This window comes from Azorhizobium oxalatiphilum, assembly GCF_014635325.1.
Classification (GTDB): domain Bacteria; phylum Pseudomonadota; class Alphaproteobacteria; order Rhizobiales; family Xanthobacteraceae; genus Azorhizobium; species Azorhizobium oxalatiphilum.
The window spans coordinates 343,023-362,708 of record NZ_BMCT01000006.1; the positions used below are offsets into that span (position 1 = coordinate 343,023).

Annotated in this window: 18 protein-coding genes and 1 other RNA gene; 8 read left to right on the forward strand and 11 right to left on the reverse strand. The window is 67.8% G+C overall.

Translation table 11 applies throughout. From position 1 onward, the window contains the following. Positions 1-2: 2 nt before the first annotated feature. From IEW24_RS20275 to IEW24_RS20290, 4 genes are read right to left on the reverse strand one after another with little or no spacing between them, the layout of a single operon-like run. Complete coding sequence (locus tag IEW24_RS20275; protein WP_188582048.1) at positions 3-803, reverse strand: SGNH/GDSL hydrolase family protein; 801 nt, start codon at positions 801-803, stop codon at positions 3-5. Further along, on the reverse strand, positions 800-1,756 hold the full coding sequence (locus IEW24_RS20280) for an SGNH/GDSL hydrolase family protein (RefSeq protein ID WP_188582136.1): 957 nt from the start codon (positions 1,754-1,756) through the stop codon (positions 800-802). Before IEW24_RS20280 ends, IEW24_RS20275 begins: the two co-directional genes overlap by 4 nt. Beyond that, the gene (locus IEW24_RS20285; protein WP_244644561.1) at positions 1,641-2,852 is read right to left on the reverse strand and encodes an OpgC family protein; all 1,212 of its coding nucleotides are present in this window, start codon (positions 2,850-2,852) and stop codon (positions 1,641-1,643) included. The genes IEW24_RS20280 and IEW24_RS20285 overlap by 116 nt, the downstream gene beginning before the upstream one ends. Before the next feature lie 3 nt (positions 2,853-2,855). Further along, the gene (locus tag IEW24_RS20290; protein WP_188582050.1) at positions 2,856-3,428 is read right to left on the reverse strand and encodes an HdeD family acid-resistance protein; all 573 of its coding nucleotides are present in this window, start codon (positions 3,426-3,428) and stop codon (positions 2,856-2,858) included. Between the two features lie 160 nt (positions 3,429-3,588). Between IEW24_RS20290 and IEW24_RS20295 the strand changes: the two genes are divergently transcribed. Both IEW24_RS20295 and ligA read left to right on the forward strand, forming a co-directional pair. Continuing rightward, positions 3,589-4,260: a DUF1345 domain-containing protein gene (locus tag IEW24_RS20295; protein WP_188582051.1), complete on the forward strand. Its 672-nt coding sequence runs from the start codon at positions 3,589-3,591 to the stop codon at positions 4,258-4,260. 59 nt (positions 4,261-4,319) lie between these two features. Then, on the forward strand, positions 4,320-6,779 hold the full coding sequence (gene ligA / locus IEW24_RS20300) for an NAD-dependent DNA ligase LigA (RefSeq protein ID WP_188582052.1): 2,460 nt from the start codon (positions 4,320-4,322) through the stop codon (positions 6,777-6,779). Positions 6,780-6,805: 26 nt separating this feature from the next. Here ligA and IEW24_RS20305 read toward each other — a convergent pair whose 3' ends face one another. Both IEW24_RS20305 and recR read right to left on the reverse strand, forming a co-directional pair. Further along, the gene (locus IEW24_RS20305; RefSeq protein ID WP_188582053.1) at positions 6,806-8,527 is read right to left on the reverse strand and encodes a M15 family metallopeptidase; all 1,722 of its coding nucleotides are present in this window, start codon (positions 8,525-8,527) and stop codon (positions 6,806-6,808) included. Between the two features lie 111 nt (positions 8,528-8,638). Continuing rightward, the gene (gene recR / locus IEW24_RS20310) at positions 8,639-9,244 is read right to left on the reverse strand and encodes a recombination mediator RecR (protein ID WP_188582054.1); all 606 of its coding nucleotides are present in this window, start codon (positions 9,242-9,244) and stop codon (positions 8,639-8,641) included. 184 nt (positions 9,245-9,428) lie between these two features. Here recR and IEW24_RS20315 point away from each other — a divergent pair, with 184 nt between their 5' ends. Together IEW24_RS20315 and IEW24_RS20320 are read left to right on the forward strand one after the other, a co-directional pair. Further along, the gene (locus tag IEW24_RS20315) at positions 9,429-10,592 is read left to right on the forward strand and encodes an HPP family protein (RefSeq protein WP_188582055.1); all 1,164 of its coding nucleotides are present in this window, start codon (positions 9,429-9,431) and stop codon (positions 10,590-10,592) included. Then, a complete protein-coding gene (locus IEW24_RS20320; RefSeq protein WP_188582056.1) occupies positions 10,589-10,999 on the forward strand; it encodes a group III truncated hemoglobin in 411 nt (136 codons plus the stop codon). Before IEW24_RS20315 ends, IEW24_RS20320 begins: the two co-directional genes overlap by 4 nt. A gap of 20 nt (positions 11,000-11,019) precedes the next feature. On the opposite strand, the gene IEW24_RS20325 is transcribed toward IEW24_RS20320, so the two are convergent. The 3 genes from IEW24_RS20325 to ffs form a co-directional block, all read right to left on the reverse strand. Beyond that, positions 11,020-11,340: a YbaB/EbfC family nucleoid-associated protein gene (locus IEW24_RS20325; RefSeq protein WP_188582057.1), complete on the reverse strand. Its 321-nt coding sequence runs from the start codon at positions 11,338-11,340 to the stop codon at positions 11,020-11,022. Positions 11,341-11,436: 96 nt separating this feature from the next. Beyond that, entirely contained in the window at positions 11,437-13,548 is a 2,112-nt protein-coding gene (locus IEW24_RS20330; protein ID WP_244644562.1) for a DNA polymerase III subunit gamma/tau, read from the reverse strand. Positions 13,549-13,651: 103 nt separating this feature from the next. Then, positions 13,652-13,749: signal recognition particle sRNA small type (ffs, locus tag IEW24_RS20335), an RNA gene on the reverse strand. 120 nt (positions 13,750-13,869) lie between these two features. Here ffs and IEW24_RS20340 point away from each other — a divergent pair. From IEW24_RS20340 to IEW24_RS20350, 3 genes are all read left to right on the forward strand, one after another. Then, positions 13,870-14,283 carry an HIT domain-containing protein gene (locus IEW24_RS20340; protein ID WP_188582058.1) on the forward strand — a complete coding sequence of 138 codons (414 nt, stop codon included), beginning with the start codon at positions 13,870-13,872 and terminating at the stop codon, positions 14,281-14,283. An 80-nt stretch (positions 14,284-14,363) separates the two neighbouring features. Next, entirely contained in the window at positions 14,364-15,308 is a 945-nt protein-coding gene (nudC, locus tag IEW24_RS20345; RefSeq protein ID WP_188582060.1) for an NAD(+) diphosphatase, read from the forward strand. Positions 15,309-15,412: 104 nt separating this feature from the next. Beyond that, positions 15,413-17,227, forward strand: coding sequence for a uracil-xanthine permease family protein (locus tag IEW24_RS20350; protein ID WP_188582062.1), 1,815 nt, complete (start codon positions 15,413-15,415; stop codon positions 17,225-17,227). 9 nt (positions 17,228-17,236) lie between these two features. Here IEW24_RS20350 and IEW24_RS20355 read toward each other — a convergent pair whose 3' ends face one another. Together IEW24_RS20355 and IEW24_RS20360 are read right to left on the reverse strand one after the other, a co-directional pair. Next, entirely contained in the window at positions 17,237-18,094 is an 858-nt protein-coding gene (locus tag IEW24_RS20355) for a prephenate dehydratase (protein WP_188582063.1), read from the reverse strand. Positions 18,095-18,107: 13 nt separating this feature from the next. Further along, a complete protein-coding gene (locus IEW24_RS20360) occupies positions 18,108-18,860 on the reverse strand; it encodes a 3-deoxy-manno-octulosonate cytidylyltransferase (RefSeq protein ID WP_188582068.1) in 753 nt (250 codons plus the stop codon). A 189-nt stretch (positions 18,861-19,049) separates the two neighbouring features. Between IEW24_RS20360 and IEW24_RS20365 the strand changes: the two genes are divergently transcribed. Beyond that, positions 19,050-19,598, forward strand: coding sequence for a c-type cytochrome (locus tag IEW24_RS20365; RefSeq protein ID WP_188582070.1), 549 nt, complete (start codon positions 19,050-19,052; stop codon positions 19,596-19,598). Positions 19,599-19,686: the final 88 nt, after the last annotated feature.

Consider the following 19,686-nt stretch of genomic DNA (forward strand, 5'->3'; position numbering starts at 1 on the left):
GCTCAGCGACCGGCGGGCACCTGCGTGCTGGCGGCAACCGCCGGCTGGCTGTTGGCCGGCCGCAGGCCCATGGCCATGCTGTAGCCCAGCGAGCGGGCGAGGCAGTCATAGGCGAAATCGTTGCCATGCAGGCCGTCGATGGCGCTCATCTGCGGGAAGCTGATCTTGTCCCGCTCATGCCACAGCTCCATCATGGCGAAGCGCTTGAACACCGGCACGTTCTGGTCCCGGCCCACGTCGGCGATCAGCTTGACCATGGGCCGCGCGTCGGGATCGACGATCACCCACGGCGCATATTGCGGGTCCATCAGCACCACTTCGGCGCCATAGCCACGCAGTTCCGTGATGCCGGCCTTGAGCGTCTCGGCCATGTTGCCGACGCCGAACTGCCGCAGCAGCGCATTGGTGCCCACCTGCCACAGCACCACATCCGGCTGCACGGTAGCCACGTCGCGGGCCATGCGGCGGATGTTTTCCTGCGCATCCTCTGCATTCACACCCTTGTTGACCACAGTGATGGTGGCGCCGGGGAAGCGGGCATTCAGTTCCGCCTGCAGGCGCGCCGGATAGGTGGTGGAGGACGATGAGGCGCCGACACCGGCCGTGGAGGAAGAGCCAAGCGTCACGATGGTGAGCTGCTTGGTCTTGGCCAGCTTGTCCGCCGCCTTCGGCAGGCGCACTGCCGGCTGGCTGGTCACGGTCGAGCACACCGGGCCTTGCTGGGCGAAGGCCCCGGTGGGCAGAAGAAGCGGAAGCGCGAGGAGACCGATACGGTACAGGGGAGAGAGACGCAGGCGGGTCATTGGGTCTCCGGCGCGGCGATGCCATTGGCGATATAGCGCGCGAGCAATTCGCCCACGCAGTGGTGAACATCCTCGAAGATGCTGGCGCCGGGCTGGAGTTCAGACAGGTCGAAAATCCCGTCCTCAACCCAGTACCGCATGATATCATAACGGTTGAACAGCCCCGCGCCTTCGGTCTTTACGGTCCAGCGCATGTATTGGACGTACGGCGCCGGATCGAACATGAAGTCCGTGCGCGGACTGTATTGCATGCTCATGATGATCGGGTCCGCCTGCCGTGCGCGGATTTCCGCAATGCCACGGCTAAGCTTGTCTTCGAACAGATTCATGTCCGTGCCGGACAGCACGTCTGTGGAACCGAGCTGCCAGATGACGAGGTCATAGGGCTTGGCCGCAAGCGCCCCGCGCAGCCCCTTCAGGCTCTCGGAAATGCCGGCGCGTTGTTCGATCTGGTTGGCCACCGTCACGTCCACGCCGGGATAGCGTCCCTTGAGTGCGGGGGTGAGGGCGGCCGGATAGCGCTTGGTCTCCACCGCATCCGAGATGGCCGGCGTGCGGACGCTGGAGAACACCAGCACCCGCAGGCGCTTGCTGTTTCGCACCGCCTCGGCCGAACGCCGGAGCGGGTTCTTGGGATTGAGATAGCGGTCGGGTGCCGTGCAGTCCGGTGCGCTGCGCCGCTGGACGGGAGGTGCGGGAACGGCGCCTGGCGCCGTGGAGCCTGGACCGGCCGATGGACTGACAGCGGGACTTGCAGATTGCGCACCGGCGATCCCCGGCATGAGGCATGCCGTGGCGAGTGCGAACAGCAATGGCCGGACCCTGCGGATCATGCCTTCACGTGCCCCCTGCGGCGCGATCCGGACCGCGCCGCTTTTCATTCTCCTGATACCACGACATAAGCGCGGCAAATGCAACCATAGCAATGATTCCGGCGACGCTGACCAGTACATGGGTCAAAAGCCGGCCGGAAATCTCTGCCAGAACGATCTGTGCGCCGAACGAAAGGAAGACGCCGAGACAGAAGATCTCGAGCGAATGCTGTCCGCAGAGGATCAGCGGCTTGGCCAGTTTCGAGCGCAGGAAACTCCAGTCCATGGGCACGAAATGCGCCACCACCAAGGCGAGAGCCAGAAAATGCGCGAAGCGCAGTAAGGCGAGGTCGGTCTTGGAGATGGGATAGATGATCTCCGCAACCGAGTCGGGCACGAGCCCTTCCAGCGCCGGCACGCTCCAGCTCAGTACCACGAACAGCGAGGCTGTGAGGAAGGCGCAGGCCGCCACCACGGCCGCCCGCGAGCGCACGATGGGCTCCAGATGTTCCAGCCCGCCCATGGCGCACCATGCGCCGAACACGAACAGCAACTGCCATGCCAGCGGATTGAACACCCACATATGCTCCGCCGGCCAGCCGGCGAAGTTCCAGCCCATGAGGCGGGCCATGGTGTAGAGCGCGGCAGAGAGGACGAGCGTCAGGTTCGGCCGCCGCGTCAGGCCCCACAGCACCAGCGGGAAGGCGGCCATCAGCACGATATAGAGCGGCAGGATGTCGGTATTGGCCGGCTTGAAGCGCAGCAGCAGCGCCTGGATGAGCGTCACGTCCGGCTCATCCAGGAAGCGCAGCACGTTCATTTCTTCCGCATAGAGCGGGTTTTTCAGCCGCTGCGCCACATAGGCGATCTGCGCCAGATAGACCACGAACAGGAAGATGAAGGCCACGTAGAGGGTCCATGCCCGCTTCAGCACGCGGGCCGAGGCGATGATCACCCCGCGCTCGCGCATCACCCGGCCATAGACCAGCGCGGCCGTATAGCCGGAGATGAAGACGAAGATCTCCGCCGCATCGCTGAAGCCGAAATTGCGCAGGGTGGCCAGATTCAGCACGTTGCCGGGCACGTGGTCGAGATAGATCAGCCAGAGCGCCAGCCCACGGAAGAAGTCGAGCCGCAGATCACGCGGGGCCGGTGCGGTGCGCGGCCGGATGGGCAGGCGGACCACCGTGCCGGTGCGGCCGCCGTCGCCGCCGCGTGCGCGTCGAGCTTCCGCCACGGCTCAGCCCTTTGCGCCGCGCAGGGCGAGGCCGAACAGCAGCGTGGCGATGCCGTTGACCACCAGATCCACCCCCAAGAGCAGGCCGAGGATCGTCAGCCCGTTCACCGGCCAACCGGCGATGATGACAGCGCCGAGCAGCAGCGTCGTGGCGCCGGAGAAGACGATCCAGCCCCAGCCGGCCTCCCCGCGGGCGCCGAATCCTGCGGCGATGCGAAATACGCCGTTGATGACGCAGGCCACCCCGATCATGAGCGTGATGATGCCGGCGGCGAGCAGCGGCTGGGCCATGACGAGGCCGCCGGCCACCACATAGAGCAGGCCGCAGAGCAGCCACACGGTGAAGCGGCCCCAGTCCCGCACCCGGAAGGCGTGGATCACCTGCACCACGCCGCCGACGAGAATCATGGCGCCCACATAGAGCGCGGTGGCGAAGGTGGAGGCCACCAGATGGCCGAGGGCGACGAGGCCGAGCAGGATGAAGACGAGACCAAGGGCCACGAACCAGCCCCAGGCCGCCCGCATGGCGGTGAGGGTGGTGGTGAGGCCGGAGGGGACGGGTGCAATGCTGGACATGGACGAACCTCCCCCTTCAATACTTTCCGCCATCATAGGCGACGTTCCGGCCCGATGCTAAGAGACGATGCCGTGAAACAACGCCGGGAACGCGGCCGCGATCCAGCTTCTTTAGCGTACGCACGATCTCCCTTTCGCCTGCGTGAACGAGCCGCCTGCCATGTCCACCAACCGCCCGCCCGCGCCGCTCTCCTTCTGGCACCGCATGCTGCGGCTGCATCTGCGCCTGCTGCTGGCGACGCTCGCGGCGCTGGTCGTCTATCTGGTGACGCCGACGCTGTCCTCCCCCGGCCGTTTCCTCGTGGCATGGGATGTGGGCACGGCATTGTGGCTGGTGCTGGTCCTGATGCTGGTGGCCGGCGGCACGGCGGAGCGGGTGAAGCAGAGGGCCGCGGAGGAGGATGAGGGCGCAGTGGCGATCCTGATCATCACTTTGCTCGCCAGCCTTTTGAGTCTGGTGGCGGTGATTCAGGAGGCGGGCAGCGTGAAGGGGGGCAATGGCCCCGGCGCGTTGCAGATCGCTCTGGCGGTGGGGACGCTGGCCCTGTCCTGGGCCTTCATCCACGGCTCGTTCGCCATGCATTACGCCCGCGAATATTACCGGCGGGGCGCCGATGCCAAGCCCATGCTGGCCTTTCCCGGCGCGGCGAGCCCGGACTTCTGGGACTTCTTCTATTTCTCCTTCACCATCGGCACTGCCTCCCAGACCGCCGACGTGAGCATCAATTCCCAGCGCCTGCGCCGGCTCGTGCTGGGGCACCAGATCGTCGCCTATGTATTCAACACCGCCGTGCTGGCGCTGGGGGTGAATGTGGCGGCGGGGCTGGTGTGATGGGGGATGGGTATCGGCTTCCCCATTGAAGCTGCCGGCCGCATCGGGGAAAAAGGCGCATGACCGAGAACCGCCCGCTCCCCGTCCGTGACCGTCCCGTCTCCGATCTCTCCCGCGCCGACGCGGCGGATGAACATGCCGCGCTGTCGGCCGAGATCGCCAGCCATGACGAGCGCTACTATCAGGACGATGCGCCGGTCGTCTCAGATGCGGACTATGACCGCCTGCGGCGGCGCTATGAGGACATCGAGGCCCGCTTTCCCGAACTGAAGACAGACGAGAGCCTGTCGAAGAAGGTGGGCGCGGCCCCCTCGGCGAAGTTCGCCAAGGTGGCGCATCAGGTGCCCATGCTGTCGCTCCAGAACGCCTTCTCCGACGAGGAGGTGGAGGAGTTCGTGGCCCGCGTGCGGCGCTTCCTGAACCTCTCGGACGGCGATGAGGTGGCCTTCACCGCCGAGCCCAAGATCGACGGTTTGTCCTGCTCCCTGCGCTATGAGAAGGGCAGGTTCAAACAGGCGGCCACGCGCGGCGACGGCGCGCAGGGCGAGGACGTCACCGCCAATGTGCGGACCATCTCGCAGATCCCTGACGAACTGACCGGCGAGGGCGTGCCGGACATCATCGACATCCGCGGCGAGGTCTATATGAGCGCGCAGGATTTCCTCGCGCTCAACGCCCGGCAGGAAGAGGCGGGCAAGCCCCTGTTCGCCAATCCGCGCAACGCGGCGGCGGGCTCCCTGCGGCAGCTGGATTCGGAAGTTACCCGCTCCCGCCCGCTGCGCTTCTTCGCCTATGCCTGGGGGCAGGCGGAGCCCGGCCCACCCGGCAAGACACAGTATGAGGTGGTGCAGGCATTCAAGCGTTTCGGTCTGCCCACCAATGACCTGACCGTGCGGGTCAAGGATGCCGCCGGCCTGCTGGCGCACTACCGCAAGATCGGCGCCGAGCGGGCCTCGCTCGGCTATGACATCGACGGCGTGGTCTACAAGGTGGACCGGCTGGACCTTCAGGAGCGGCTGGGCTTTGTCTCGCGCTCGCCGCGCTGGGCCATCGCCCACAAGTTCGCCGCCGAGCAGGCAACCACCGTGCTGGAAGCCATCGACATCCAGGTCGGCCGCACCGGCGCGCTCACCCCGGTGGCGCGCCTCGCCCCGGTGACGGTGGGCGGCGTGGTTGTGACCAATGCCACCTTGCACAATGCCGACGAGATCGCCCGCAAGGATGTGCGGGTGGGCGACACGGTGGTGGTGCAGCGCGCCGGCGACGTGATCCCACAGGTGGTGGAAGTGGTGGCGGACAAGCGCCCGGCGGGCGCCAAGCCGTTCGAGTTCCCCACCCGCTGCCCGGTCTGCGACAGCCATGTGGTGCAGGAGATCGATCCCAAGACCGGCAAGCAGGATGTGGTCCGCCGCTGCACCGGCGGCCTCATCTGCCCGGCGCAGGCGGTAGAGCGGCTGCGCCACTTCGTGTCCCGCAACGCCTTCGACATCGAGGGCATGGGCGAGGCTTACATCCAGTCCTTCTTCGAGGCCGGGCAGATCAAGCGCCCGGCGGATATCTTCCGCCTGTCGTTCGAGGACATCTCCGAGACATTGAAGACGCACCGCGAGGCGGCTTCCGCCAAGCGCGCGGAGGAGAAGGCCGCCGCCGCCCGTCTGGCCGCCGAGAATGGCGAGGCTCTCCCGCTGGAAGAGCCCAAGGCCAAGTCCAAGGCGCCCAGGAAGGACGACGCGACCAAGTCCGTCACCAATCTTCTCGAAAATATCGCCGCCCGGCGCACCGTGCCGTTCGACCGCTTTCTGTTTGCGCTTGGCATCCGCCATGTGGGCGAGACCACGTCCAAGGCGCTGGCTCGTATGTTCCCGGATGCCAAGGCGTTTGCGGAGGCGGTGGATAAGGCCGCCGCCGGTCGACCGGGCCCGGACTGGAACGAGCTGTCCGCGCTGGAGGGCGTCGGCCCCATCACCCGCGACAAGCTGCTGGAGTGGTCGGCGAAGGCGAGCGACGATCTATTCGACACGCACGTGGGGCTGTCGGGCATAGCCAACAAGACCCAGCTCAAGACGCTGAAGGCGCACTATGGCGACGAGGCCGTCATCCGTGCGGCCTTGCGTAAGGCGCACGCCCAGCAGCCGAGCCCGGACTATCTGCATCTCGCCGACATGAGTGACGTTGGCCCGGTGGCCGCGAACTCGCTCATCGATTTCTTCGACGAAGAGCACAACCGCAGTGCCTTCGACGACTTGGTGAAGGAAGTACAGGTCGAGCCGGTAACGCTGAAGATCACGCAAAGTCCGGTGACGGGCAAGACCGTGGTGTTCACGGGCTCACTGGAGCGCATGACCCGTGACGAGGCGAAAGCCATGGCCGAACGGCTCGGCGCGAAGGTTGCGGGCTCGGTGTCGGCCAAGACCGACCTGCTGGTGGCCGGCCCCGGCGCCGGCTCCAAGCTGGAGAAAGCCACGGCACTGGGGGTCAAGACCATCACCGAGGACGAGTGGTTCGATCTCGTGACGTGAGGACGGGCCGCGCGGCGAACACCGGATCACGCCGTGCGGCAATATTCGAAGTGCATGCCGTCGATGCTGCCGCCAGAAAAGCGGCCGCCCCAGTAGAAGCCGTGCTTCTCGAAGATGGGCACGAGCGCGATCACCGATCCGAGACGCCCGGCCGGCGTGGGCTGCTTGCCGTAGCCGTTCCAGCGGGCGTTGATGTCGAAGGCGATGCCCCAGCTGTGGCTGCTGAGGCTGCGCGAGGGATCCCAGCTCTTGTGCCGGGGCACGAACAGGCCGTCCCACGCCTGGATATGGCCAAGCAGGCCCTGCGCGGCCACTTCCGCGAAGGCATCCTTGAGTGGCTGGGCGATGAGGGTGTGGCATTCGATGGAGCGCTGAAAAGGCGCTAGCTCCGGCACCGCTACCTCAACGATGTGATCCCGCGTCCAGTTGCCGAGAATAGTGATGGCGCCATTGGCCGCCTCGGAAAATCTGAAGCGCCCGAACGCGGCCTCGATCTGGGCTTGCGACAGCAGGCGCAGATCGCTCGCAGGCACCGCGGCGGGCGCCAGTCCGGCCGGCGCGACGGAGGATGGCAGGGTGATCTGGCAGACATCGTCGGTTGCGAGGCCGAGTAATTCGGCAAGGCCGGGGGAGAGGTCGGCGACCCGGCCGGTGCCCGCTGAAGGCCCCCAGTCCACGGGCCGCGCCTCTGCGGACTTCCCGGTGGCGGGGTTCGTCACGATGACCTTCGCCCTTTGCAGAAGGCTGCGTGGGGTCTGCTTGTAGTCCCAACGGCAGGCCACATAGAGGGCCGAAGGATCGAGCCGCCGGGCGAGGCCCGAGGTTCCGGGCGGCTGGTCGGCGAGAAACAGTCCCTCGAACACATCCACTTCCTCCGGCTCGACCAGCGCGAGGCCCTCCCGGGGCGAGACGCCGGTATCCGCCGGCCCGCCGAAGGTGGACATTTTTCCACGTAGCAGGGGGCCGCCCCCGGCCTGCGGCGCGGAGGGCGCGGTTGGGGCGGGAGAGGTCGGGGAGGAAGGAGGCGGGCCTGCCGGCGCGGTGGGGCCTGAAGGCGCGGCAGGCGTTGCAGGCCCTGCGGGGGCGGGCCGGGGCGCCGGAGGTGTGGGGGGCGATGGGGTGGCGGGTGGCGGTTCGGTCGTGGCGGGGGTGACGGACTTCACCTGTTCCACCGCCACGCTCTTCTCCATGGCGAAGTCCTTGTTGCGGGACCCCAGCGAAGAGCCGAGCCAGAAATTGATGACGGTGGCGAAGGCGGTGGCCAGCGCGCCGACGGCGATGTTGATGATCTGCTGGACGGTTTCCGACTGCTGATTGGGATTGATCGACTTGCCGAAGACCATGCAGAAGACCAGAGCGAAGAAACCCAGCACCACGATGTAGGAGAGGATGGAGGGTGTGTAGGCCACCGGCTGGCGCGCATTGACCATGCGCTCAAGGGTCTGCCGGGCGTTGAAGGTGTTGAGGTTGGCGACCTCGTCCCGGCGCAGATCGTTGGCGTCCGCGGCCAGCTGCGCGGCGAGAGTGGCCTTGTGCTGCTCCAGCGCGATCTCCGCGAGGCGGGCCTGCAATGCGGCGGCCGTGGCGGGATCCTCCAGCGCCTGCCGGGCCGCTGCGGGCGTGTCGGTGCCGGTTGCGGCCTGCACGGAGGAGATCACCTGCCGGGCGATGTCGCCCTGCCGGTCACTGGCGATCAGTCTGAGAATGTCGGGAAAGACAGCGGCAGCGATACCGATCAACGGGTTCATGTGTGCCCCCCGGCTTATCACGAGCTCTGCAAGCCGGGATGATCACACCCCCGATCGTTCCCTGCAATCACAGATTGCAGCGGTTGCAGAGGCTGCCGTGGGGCCTGAAAGTCAGAGCACCGTACGTGCGCGGATGGCGGCGGAGAGCGTGCCCTCGTCCAGATGGTCCAGTTCGCCGCCCACCGGCACGCCATGGGCGAGACGGGTCACTTTCACGCCGGTCTCCCGCAGGAGGTCGGTGACGTAATGGGCAGTGGTCTGGGCGTCCACGGTGGCGCCCAGCGCGAGGATCACCTCCTCCACGCCGCCCGCCCCGACGCGTGTCACCAGCTTGGTGAGATTCAGGTCGTCCGGTCCGACCCCGTCCAGTGGCGAGAGCACGCCGCCCAGCACGTGATACTTCGCGTTAATGGCGTTGGCACGTTCCAGCGCCCACAGGTCCGCCACCTCAGCCACCACGACGATGACACCCGGCTCGCGATGATGATCGGTGCATACGGTGCAGGGATCGCGCACGTCCACGTTCCCGCACACCTGACACTCGACGATCTTGCCCAGTACGTCCTGCAGGGCGAGGCCGAGCGGGGCCATCAGCGTCTCGCGCTTCTTGATCAGATGCAGCGTGGCCCGACGCGCCGAGCGCGGCCCGAGGCCTGGCAGGCGACCCAGAAGCTGGATGAGGCGTTCGATTTCGGGGCCTGCGACGGCACGCGGCATGAGCGGAACCACTCGGACGGTTGAACCCGTCATGTAGCGCGCCCGACGCTCCACGCCAACCGCAGGCGGACGAGCCATGCACGTGAGAGCGATCTGGCATGTGGTATGCCAGCTGTTGCCCATTTCGCGGGCGCTCTGCTAATGAAATGCGCACAAACAAGATCAACACGCATGGGAGGGCCATATGGCCGCGCTGTTCAGGCATTTCCTGCCGGCCGTTGGGCCTGTCAGCCGCACCGAGCAGGTGCGTGCGGGCGTCGGCGCTCTCATCGGCCTGTTCCTGACGGCGCTCGTGACCCGACTCGCGCTGGGCGCGGATACGGCGGTGCCGCTGCTGATTGCTCCCATGGGCGCGTCTTCCGTGCTGCTGTTCGCCGTGCCCGCGAGCCCGCTGGCGCAGCCCTGGTCCATGCTGGGCGGCAATCTCGTCGCCTCGCTAGCCGGGGTGACGGCGGCGCTGCTGATCCACGATCCGTTTCTCGCCGGCGCCGCGGGCGTCGGATCGGCAATCACGCTGATGCTGGCGTTCCGCTGCGTGCATCCGCCGAGCGGCGCCGTGGCGCTGACCGCCGCGCTCGGCGGGCCGGCGGTCACATCGCTCGGCTATGGCTTCGTGCTGTGGCCGGTGGGGGTGAATTCGTTGATCCTGCTGGTCCTTGCGGTGGCCTATAACAACCTCACCCGCCGGCCCTACCCCGCGACGCTCGCCGCCCGGCCGGCGGCCTCCCCGCCCGAGCCCCAGTCGGCTCGCCTCGGATTCTCCCACGAGGATGTGGTGGCTGCGCTGAGGGAATATGATCAGGTGATGGATATCGACCCGGCGGCGCTGGAGGATGTGGTGCAGCGGGCGCAGGTGCGCGCTTTCGATCGCCGCTCCGGCGGGCTCACCTGCGCGGACATCATGACGCGGCACGTGCCGGCGGTCTCGCCCGACACGCCGATCCTCGATGCGCTAGACTTGCTCCGCTCCGGCCGGACCAAGGTCCTGCCGGTCACCAATGACGTTGCCGGCGTGGTCGGGGTACTCACCCAGACCGACCTGCTCGACAAGGTGAACTGGGATCGCAAGGGGCCGCGCCTTGGCCTCGGGCGACGGATGCGCGCGGCGCTGCATGCCGGCCGGGCGCCCGATGGCGTGGTGAGGGAAATCATGAGTACGCCCGTTCAGGCGGTCACCGCCGAAACCCGCATTGCGGCGCTGGTGCCGCTCATGTCGTCCAGCGGCCTGCACCACATTCCGGTGGTGGATGCCAACGGGCAGCTCGCCGGTATCGTCAGCCAGGCGGAACTGATCGCGGTTCTGGTGGAGGGACGCGGCGCCGCCGACCAGCAGGTGCTCGCCTCATGACGGACGTGCTGATCTCCAGACACACGCAGATCACCGAGGCGACCATCGCCGAACTGGTGGATCGCTTCTATGCCCGCGCCCGTGCCCATGAGCGGCTGGGGCCGGTCTTCGTCGCCGCCGTGCACGACTGGCCGCGGCACATGTCCACGCTCTATGCCTTCTGGTCGTCCATCATGCTGCGCAGCGGGCGCTACAAGGGCAGCCCGTTCGTGACCCACGCCACGCTGGCGCTGGATGCGAGCCTGTTCGGAGACTGGCTGGTGCTGTGGCAGGAGACCACCGCCGAACTGTTCGTGCCCGAAGTGGCGGCGCAGTTCGACGAGAAGGCCCAGCGCATGGCGGACAGCCTGAAGGCCGGCCTGCTGTACGATCCGCGCAAGGCCGATCCCCGCCAGCCGGTGAGCTGAGGGGGCGCGATCGCTCCGGCTCAGAACAGCTTCAGGCCGGGTGGGAGGGGCAGGCCGCCGGTGAGGTCCTGCATCTTCTCCGCCATCACCTTTTCGGCCTTGGCGCGGGCGTCCGACAGAGCGGCGACCAGCAGGTCCTCCAGGATTTCGACATCCTCGGGCTTCATGAGGCTGGGATCTATGCGCACTGCCTTGGTGGCGCCCTTGGCGGTGACACGCACGGTGACGAGCCCGCCGCCGGAAGCGCCCTCCACCTCGATATTCTCCAGATCCTCCTGCATCTGCTGCATGCGGCCCTGAAGCTCCTTGGCCTGCTTCATCATGCCCATGAGGTCTTTCATCAGGGTCTCCTCGACTGCAATGGATGGTGTCTGGCGGTGGTTAGAGCGGGATGGGGCGCCGTGTCCAGTCCGGCTCAGGCCTGAACTGGCCTCTCATCAGTCGAAGGGCGAGAGCCCCTCGTCATCGTCGGACCCGTCGTCTGCCCCGGTTTCCTCCATCGGCGCGAGGGCTTCCACCGCCACATCCTCACGGGTGCGCACGTCGGTGATCTGCGCGCCGGGGAAGTGCGCCAGGACGGCGGCCACCAGCGGATCTGCGCGGATGCCATCCTCGCGTTCCTCGCGCCGCGCCTGCGCCACCTCGGCGATGGTGGCCGCGCCCTGCTTGGAGGACAGCGACACCAGCCAGCGGCGGCTGGTCCATTCCAGCAGCTTGCGGGCGAGGGTCTGCACGAGGTTGGGGTCGCCACCCTCGGTGATGGCCAGCTCGATGCGGCCTTCCTCGAAATGCACGAGACGGGCGTTGGTCTCCAGAGCGTGCTTCAGCAGCAGGTCGCGCTTCTGCACCGCGAGCGCCACGACGTCGGCGAAGGTCCGGAGCTGCGGACCGGCCACCGCCGCCGGCTGGGGCGCGCGCTGCGGCATGGGCTCGGAGCGGGCCGCGATGGCAAGGCGAGCGCCGCCGCCGCCGGCCGCCATGGCGACCGGGCCGGGGGGCGGTGCGCCGCCGCCGGAAGACGGGCCGGGGGCGCTGCCGCCGTCAGTGGGCATGTCCTTCAGCTTGCGCAGGGTTTCGTCCGGGGTCGGCAGGTCGCTGGCATAGGCGAGGCGCACCAGCACCATTTCCGCTGCCTGCGCCGGCTTGGCCGCCTGCTGCACCTCGGTGATGCCCTTGGAGAGCATCTGCCATGTCCGCGAGAGCACGCGCATGGACAGGCCCTCGGCCATCTCCTTGCCGCGCAGCCGTTCGGCTTCCACCAGCGAGGCGTCCTCGGCGCTGGACGGCACGATCTTGAGCCGGGTCACGAGATGGGTGAATTCGGCCAGGTCCGTGAGGATGACCGCCGGATCGGCACCGGCATCATACTGGTCGCGGAACTCGCCCAGCGCGCGGGGCATGTCGCCCCGCATGAGCGCGTCGAACAGGTCGATGACGCGGGCCTTGTCGGCAAGGCCCAGCAGACGGCGGATTTCCTCGCCGCTCACGGTGCCGCCGCCATGGGCGATGGCCTGATCCAGCAGGGAGAGCGAATCGCGCACCGAGCCTTCCGCCGCGCGGGAGACGATGGAGAGCGCCTCCGCATCCACGGTGACGTCTTCCTTGGCGCAGATCTTGGACAGGTGGGAAGCCAGCGTGCCCGCTTCCACACGGCGCAGGTCGAAACGCTGGCAGCGCGAGAGCACGGTGACGGGCACCTTGCGGATTTCGGTGGTGGCGAAGATGAACTTCACATGCTCGGGCGGCTCTTCCAGCGTCTTCAGCAGCCCGTTGAAGGCTGCCGTGGAGAGCATGTGCACCTCGTCGATGATGTAGACCTTGTAGCGGGCCATCACCGGGCGATAGCGCGAACCGTCGATGATCTCGCGGATGTCGTTGATGGAGGTGTTGGACGCGGCGTCCATCTCCATCACGTCCACATGGCGGGATTCGATGATGTCCTTGCAGTGCTTGCCGAGCACGGAGAGGTCCAGCGACGGCCCGCCGCCGCCTTCCATGGGCTCGTAGTTCAGCGCGCGGGCGAGGATGCGTGCGGTGGTGGTCTTGCCCACGCCGCGGACGCCGGTGAGGATGTAGGCCTGCGCGATCCGCCCCGACGCGAATGCGTTCGAGAGCGTGCGGACCATGGCTTCCTGGCCGATCAGGTCGTCGAAATTCTGCGGCCGGTATTTGCGTGCCAGCACGCGATAGGGCGTGGCGGCTGCAGGCGCTGGGGCTGCCGGTGGGGTGGCGGCCGCCTGCGGGGGGGCGGCGACGGGCACTGATGCCTCGACCGGCGCGGCAGGCGGGGTGACGGCTTCAACTGGAGCAGGCGCAGCCGGAACAGGCGCTTCGGGAGCCGGTCCTGCGGGCGCAGGGGCCTCGGGAGCGGTCGTTTCGGGAGCGGGCGTCGCAACGGCCGGTGTGGTCGGGGCTGGCAGGTCGAGCCCCAGCAAGGCAGGCTCGGCCTCCGGGGCAGCCGGGGGCGGCCGCTTCGGTTGGTCCGGGACGGTCAGATCGAAGGCGGGCATGTCCAGTTCGGGCATGTCCTCGGGGGCATCGGCGCTCATGCCGCTTACATAGCATTTCGCGCGGGGATGCGTAGGGGCGGCCTGCGTCCCCGCCGGGATCGCGGTACCCGCGCCCGGAAAATATCCGAAGACATGTGGAGAAGGTGGGAGGCTGGACAGAGACCCGAGACGGGCTCGTTGGGGCTGCTTCCTTCCGGACCTGACCCGGTTGGCGAGTGGCTCGTCCACCGCCAACCTCCCGGCCCCTATATCGTCGCCTAAAGGCCGCTTGGCAAGGGGGGCGTTCACCCCGCTATCCCCAGCCTCGCCATGACCGTGCCGCCTCTTGCCGCCGGACAGGGCGCGGAGTGAAGTCCGGGGATGACTGATTCGTTCGCCCTCGACCCCCGCCTCGCCGCCGATGGCCCCGCCCTCGGCAATCTCAGGCTCTGCCATGTGCGGCTTGTGGACGACGCCCGCTTTCCATGGCTGGTGATGATCCCTGCCCGTGCAAGGCTGGTTGAGATCATCGACCTGCCGGCCGAAGACCGGGCGCTGCTGATGGAAGAGATCGCCACCGTCTCATCCGCCCTCAAGGCGATCGGCGGCGTGGAAAAGCTCAATGTGGCGGCGCTGGGCAATGTGGTGCCGCAGCTGCATGTGCACATCGTCGGTCGCGCTGCCGGAGACGCGGCCTGGCCCGGCCCGGTGTTCGGCACCGGACCGCGCGAACCCTATGAGCCGGGCGAGCGAGCGGCGCTGGAAGCCAGGCTCAAGACGGCACTCGGCCTCTGAGGGAAGCGTCGCGCCGGGGTCACTTGCCTCGCGATATATCCCGTGCGACCGTCCCCGGAGGCGTCCCCAGCTCAGATCTCATGCCCTCATCCTCCTTCTTCGAACTCGGCCTCAGGCCCACCCTCGGCTATGTGGACAGCCCGCTTGACCGGGCGGCGCACCGGCGTCGGGATGCCGAGGCGCTGGCCCGCCGTGACGATGCGCGGGCCTACCTGCTCGGTGGCGAGCTGGTCGCGCTGAAGCCAGATGACACCAAGGCGGGCGGCCACGACCCCCTGTTCACCATGGACGAGGCACGGGCCGCAGGCGGCACCGAGCCGCTATTCCTCGGCCTCGCCGGCGAGGCGCCGCGCTTCGGGCTCGTCTTCCCGCCCGAGAATCGCGAGCGGCTGGAGGCCACGGGCCTCTTCGTCTCCGATCTGCGGTCGGTGGCGGTGGGCGGCCTCGTGGCGGCGGACCATCTCGGCCCCTTCGCCTGTGCCAAGGCGCTGGCCGGCTGGCATCAGCGCCATCGCTTCTGCTCCAATTGCGGCACTCCGACAAAGATGATCGAGGCCGGCTGGCGGCGGGACTGCCCGTCCTGCGGCGGCCAGCATTTTCCGCGCACCGACCCGGTGGCGATCATGCTCACCTATCACGGCGACCGCTGCCTGCTCGGGCGCTCGCCGCGCTTCGCGCCCAACATGTGGTCCTGCCTCGCCGGCTTTGTGGAGCCGGGCGAGACCTTCGAGGATGCGGTGCGGCGCGAGACGCTTGAGGAGGCGGGCATCACCTCCGGCAAGGTGCGCTATCTGAAGGCGCAGCCCTGGCCCTTCCCCATGTCGCTCATGATCGGCTGCATCGCCGAGGCCACCTCCACGGACATCACTATCGATGCCACCGAGCTGGACGACGCACGCTGGTTCGACCGCGCGGAGGCGGCGCAGATGCTGACGCGTACCCATGCCGGCGGGCTTTTCGTTCCGCCGCCCAATGCGATCGCCCATCACCTGATCCGTGCTTTCGTGGAAGGCGAGACGGCCTAGAGCCGGATCGGTTCAGATTAATCTGAACCGTGAATCCGCCTCTCGTGCTTCAAGGTCCGTCGGGACGCGCCGACCAAAGGGAGTAGCCGGCCGATGGTGCGGGCATGACCATGGCGAACCACAAGGGGCCGGATGCCCCGCGCCGGGCCTCCGCAGGCTTGGTCGGGCTGCTGCGCCGGCTGGTGCTGCTCGATCCCGGCAACATCCCGCGCCCGCGCCGCCGCCCGGTGGGCCTCGTCTACGGGCTCGACGACAAGGTGCCGGCCGGCGCGCTGGTAGCGCTGTCGGCCCAGCACGCCATGCTGGCGCTCACCTTCCTCATCTATCCGCTGGTGGTGGCCACCGAGAGCGGCCTGTCGCAGCACGAGACCAATTCGGTGCTGACCGCCTGCGCCATGTGCATCGGCCTCGCCACCATGCTGCAATGCGTGCGCACCCGCTTCGGCAGCGGCTATCTGGTGGTGCATGTGCCGTCCCCCGGCGCCATGCCGCTGGCGATCCAGACACTGGCGCTCGGCGGGGTGGGGCTGATGGCGGCGACCACGCTGCTGCTCGGCACCTGCCAGTTGTTCGTGGCCCGCATCGTGCGGCCGCTGCGGGTGCTGCTGCCGCCGGAAGTCTGCGGCGTGGCGGTGGTGATGCTGGGCATCTCGCTGGCCGAGCCGGCGCTCCGGCGGGCGCTCGGCATCGACGGTCGCGGTGTTCAGGTGGACCATGCCTCGGCTCTGGTCAGCATGCTGACCGTGGCGCTGATCGTCGGCATCGCCATCTTCGCGCCGCGCCGGATCAAGCTGTTCGCGGTGCTGATCGGGGCCGCTTCGGGCTGGGGGCTCGCCGTCCTGCTCGGGCTGGAACGGGCCGGGGCGGAGGCGCTGCTGTCGGCCGCCCCGCTGGTCGCCCTGCCGGAGCTGCACCTGCCCGCGTTCCGGATCGAGCCCAGCCTGCTGCCGCTGGTGGCGGTGATGGTGCTGCTCAATCTGGTGGACGTGCTCAGCGTCACCGTCTCGCTGGAAAAGATGAACGATGCCGACTGGCGGCGGGCGGACATGCGCGCGGCCGAGCGGGCAGTGACCACCTGCGGCATCGCCAATGTGCTGAACGGCCTGACCTCCGGCTTCCACTCGGGCCTGTCGTCTTCGGCCGTGGGGCTTGCCTTCGCCACCGGCGCTACCGCGCGGATCATCGGTGTTGCGGCGGGGGCTTTCATCTTCGCCACCGCCTTCTTTCCGAAGCTGATCGTGGCGCTGACGCTCATCCCTTCGCCGGTGATCGGCGGCATCCTGCTCTACACCACCGCCTATCTGCTGGTGGCGGGCATGGAGCTGATCCTGTCCCGCCGCCTGTCCGAGCGCCGGGTGTTTCTGGTGGGCCTGTCCATACTGGCGGGCCTCTCCGTGGCGCTGCTGCCGATCCGCGACCAGTTCCCGCTGTGGCTCAAGCCGCTGGTGTCCACGCCGATGAGCCTGGGAACCATCGTCGCGATCCTGCTCAACCTGCTGTTCCGGCTCGGCATCTCCCGCGAGGCGGGGATCGCGGTGCGGCCGGGTGCCAATAGCTTCGAAGCCGTGCGCGATTTTCTGGAGCGGCAGGGCGACCTGTGGGGCGCCCGGCGCGACGTGATCTCGGCTGCCATTCCCGTGGGTGCACAGGCGCTGGAGGTGCTGCTGGACAACGACATCGCGGCCGGTGACGTGGAATTGCGGGCCCGCTTCGATGAGACCCATCTCGACGTCTATCTGCTCTATGACGGCGAAGTCATGGAGGCGCCGAAGGTACGCCCCGCGCCCGAGGCGCTGCTGGGCGAACCCGCTGAGGTGGCGGCCTTCAGCGCCTATCTCATCAAGCGTCTGTCCGACCGTGTGACCTTCGGCCGGACAGTGAGCGGCAAGGCGCGCATCGCCCTGCGCTTCGACCACTGAGCGTCCCGTTCAGTCCTCGGCCTTCGGCGAGCGGGTGACGCGGAAGGGATGGGCCGGATAGACGCCCAGGATGCGGACCTCGCGGGAGAAGAAGGCCAGTTCCTCCAGCGCCAGCTTCAGGCCGCGGTCGTCGGGATGGCCGTCCACGTCGGCATAGAACTGGGTGGCAGTGAACTCGCCGTCGAGCTGGTAGCTCTCCAGCTTGGTCATGTTCACGCCGTTGGTGGCGAAGCCGCCGAGCGCCTTGTAGAGCGCGGCCGGCACGTTGCGCACCCGGAACACGAAAGTAGTCATCACCGGGCCGTTGCCGGCCGGTGCCCAGTCCGCTTCGCGCTTCAGGATGACGAAGCGGGTGGTGTTGTGGGCCTCGTCCTCGATGTTCTCGGCCAGGATGTCGAGGCCGTAGATCTCGGAGGCAAGGCGGGGGGCGATGGCGGCGCGTGTGACGTCCTGCGCATCGGCGATCTCGCGGGCCGAGCCGGCGGTGTCGGCGCCGACTACGGCCTTGAGATTCAACGTGCGGATGGCCTTGCGGCACTGGCCGAGCGCCATCACGTGGCTCTGCACCGTCTTGATGGTGGAGAGGCTGGAGCCCTTCACGCCCATGAGCTGGTGCGACAGCGGCAGGAAGAACTCGCCGGCGATCTGGAGATGCGAGCGCGGCATCAGATGGTGGATGTCCGCCACGCGGCCGGCCACCGTGTTCTCGATGGGGATCATGGCGAGTTCGGCATTGCCGCTCTCCACCGCGATGAAGGCGTCCTCGAAGGTGGGGCAGGGCACCGCCTCGCAATCGGGGAAGACTTCCCGGCAGGCGATGTGGGAATTGGCACCCGGTTCGCCCTGAAACACGATGCGGCCGCTCATACCTGTCGTCTCCTCAAGTCTTCTGGCTGGCCAGCAGCGCTTTCGCGCGGGCCAGATGCTCCGGCGTATCGACCCCCAGCGGCACCGCGTCAACCACGGCGACGTCGATCCGCATGCCGGCTTCCAGCGCGCGCAGCTGCTCCAGCTTCTCGCGCTGTTCCAGCGGAGAGGGCGGCAGCGCCACGAAGCGCTCCAGCGCGGCGCGGCGATAGGCATAGAGGCCGATGTGGTGATAGAGCGGCCCCTCGCCAAAGGGCGCGGTGGTGCGGGTGAAATAGAGCGCCCGCAGGCGGTTCTGCGCAATCGGCGTGCCCACCACCTTGACCACGTTGGGGTCGGTGCGCTCGCCTGCCTCGGTGATGAGGGCAGTAAGGGTGGCGATGTCGGCCGGTCCTTCGGCGAGCGGGGCGAGGGCGGCGCGGATGGTTTCCGGCGCGATGGTGGGCAGGTCGCCCTGCACATTTACGATGATCTGCACCTTGCCCTCAGGGTCGAGCGTGCCGAGCGCCTCGAAGATGCGGTCGGAGCCGGAGGGGTGATCGGGACGGGTCATCACCGCCTCGAAGCCGGCGGCGCGCACGGCATCGGCGATCTCCGCGGTGTCAGTGGCGACCGCGACGCGGCCGATGGAGGCTGCGACCGCTCGTCGCGCGACCTCCACGATCATGGGCCGCCCGCCGACATCGGCCAGCGGCTTGCCGGGCAGCCGGCTGGCCGCCATGCGTGCCGGAATAAGCACCAGAACGTCGGAAGGGGCGGTGGACATGAAGGATCCCTCGGCATGAATCAGCCGCGAAATGTGCACCGCAGCGTGGCATTGGGGCGCGCCTTATACGGGTTGCACGGCCCCAATCAAAGTGATTAGTTCCAAACTGCGGCCACAGACGTGAACCCGCGAACCCTTAGCCTATGCGCATTTGCGACGAAGAATGAAGCTCCAGGGAGCGAAGCGTCGATGAACAGTTTCGAATTAAACAAAATCGCGGGCGCAGTGCTGGGCACGTTGACCTTGACCCTCGGTCTGGGGATCGTTTCCGAAATCCTTTTCACCCCTGAGGCCCCGGCCAAGCCGGGCTACGAGATCGCGGTCAAGGAAGAAGGCGGGGCTGCCGCCGCCGGGCCGGCCAAGGCCGCCGCCGTGCCGATCGCCGAACTGCTGCCGAAGGCCTCGCCCGAGAAGGGGGCGGCCGTGGCCAAGCGCTGCGGCGCCTGCCACAACTTCACCGAAGGCGCGGGCGCCAAGGTGGGGCCGGACCTCTATGCGGTGGTCGGCCGCGCCAAGGGCAGCGTCGCGGGCTTCTCCTATTCCGCCGCCATGAAGGCCAAGGGCGGCGACTGGTCGTTCGACGAGCTGAACGCCTTCCTGACCAATCCGAAGGGAGACATCCCCGGCACCGCCATGGCCTTCGCGGGCATCCCGAAGGAGACGGAGCGGGCGGACCTCATTGCCTATCTGAATACGCTGTCGCACAGCCCCCTGCCGCTGCCGCAGGCGGCCAAGTAAGGCCGCTGGTTCGAGGGCTCTTCCGCCTCACGCGATTGTCACAGCATGGGCCGGTTCCTCGAGGGACCGGCCCATTTTCTTGTGCGCG

What these genes read in the sequence shown, in the direction of transcription:
- IEW24_RS20275 (WP_188582048.1), bottom strand. Translation starts at nt 803, where the DNA reads ATGACCCGCCTGCGTCTCTCTCCCCTGTACCGTATCGGTCTCCTCGCG.
- IEW24_RS20330 (WP_244644562.1), bottom strand. Translation starts at nt 13,548, where the DNA reads ATGAGCGCCGATGCCCCCGAGGACATGCCCGAACTGGACATGCCCGCC.
- IEW24_RS20315 (WP_188582055.1), top strand. Translation starts at nt 9,429, where the DNA reads ATGGCCGCGCTGTTCAGGCATTTCCTGCCGGCCGTTGGGCCTGTCAGC.
- recR (WP_188582054.1), bottom strand. Translation starts at nt 9,244, where the DNA reads ATGCCGCGTGCCGTCGCAGGCCCCGAAATCGAACGCCTCATCCAGCTT.
- IEW24_RS20340 (WP_188582058.1), top strand. Translation starts at nt 13,870, where the DNA reads ATGACTGATTCGTTCGCCCTCGACCCCCGCCTCGCCGCCGATGGCCCC.
- IEW24_RS20290 (WP_188582050.1), bottom strand. Translation starts at nt 3,428, where the DNA reads ATGTCCAGCATTGCACCCGTCCCCTCCGGCCTCACCACCACCCTCACC.
- nudC (WP_188582060.1), top strand. Translation starts at nt 14,364, where the DNA reads ATGCCCTCATCCTCCTTCTTCGAACTCGGCCTCAGGCCCACCCTCGGC.
- IEW24_RS20350 (WP_188582062.1), top strand. Translation starts at nt 15,413, where the DNA reads ATGACCATGGCGAACCACAAGGGGCCGGATGCCCCGCGCCGGGCCTCC.
- IEW24_RS20280 (WP_188582136.1), bottom strand. Translation starts at nt 1,756, where the DNA reads ATGTACTGGTCAGCGTCGCCGGAATCATTGCTATGGTTGCATTTGCCG.
- IEW24_RS20320 (WP_188582056.1), top strand. Translation starts at nt 10,589, where the DNA reads ATGACGGACGTGCTGATCTCCAGACACACGCAGATCACCGAGGCGACC.
- IEW24_RS20325 (WP_188582057.1), bottom strand. Translation starts at nt 11,340, where the DNA reads ATGAAAGACCTCATGGGCATGATGAAGCAGGCCAAGGAGCTTCAGGGC.
- IEW24_RS20295 (WP_188582051.1), top strand. Translation starts at nt 3,589, where the DNA reads ATGTCCACCAACCGCCCGCCCGCGCCGCTCTCCTTCTGGCACCGCATG.
- IEW24_RS20355 (WP_188582063.1), bottom strand. Translation starts at nt 18,094, where the DNA reads ATGAGCGGCCGCATCGTGTTTCAGGGCGAACCGGGTGCCAATTCCCAC.
- IEW24_RS20360 (WP_188582068.1), bottom strand. Translation starts at nt 18,860, where the DNA reads ATGTCCACCGCCCCTTCCGACGTTCTGGTGCTTATTCCGGCACGCATG.
- IEW24_RS20365 (WP_188582070.1), top strand. Translation starts at nt 19,050, where the DNA reads ATGAACAGTTTCGAATTAAACAAAATCGCGGGCGCAGTGCTGGGCACG.
- IEW24_RS20305 (WP_188582053.1), bottom strand. Translation starts at nt 8,527, where the DNA reads ATGAACCCGTTGATCGGTATCGCTGCCGCTGTCTTTCCCGACATTCTC.
- ligA (WP_188582052.1), top strand. Translation starts at nt 4,320, where the DNA reads ATGACCGAGAACCGCCCGCTCCCCGTCCGTGACCGTCCCGTCTCCGAT.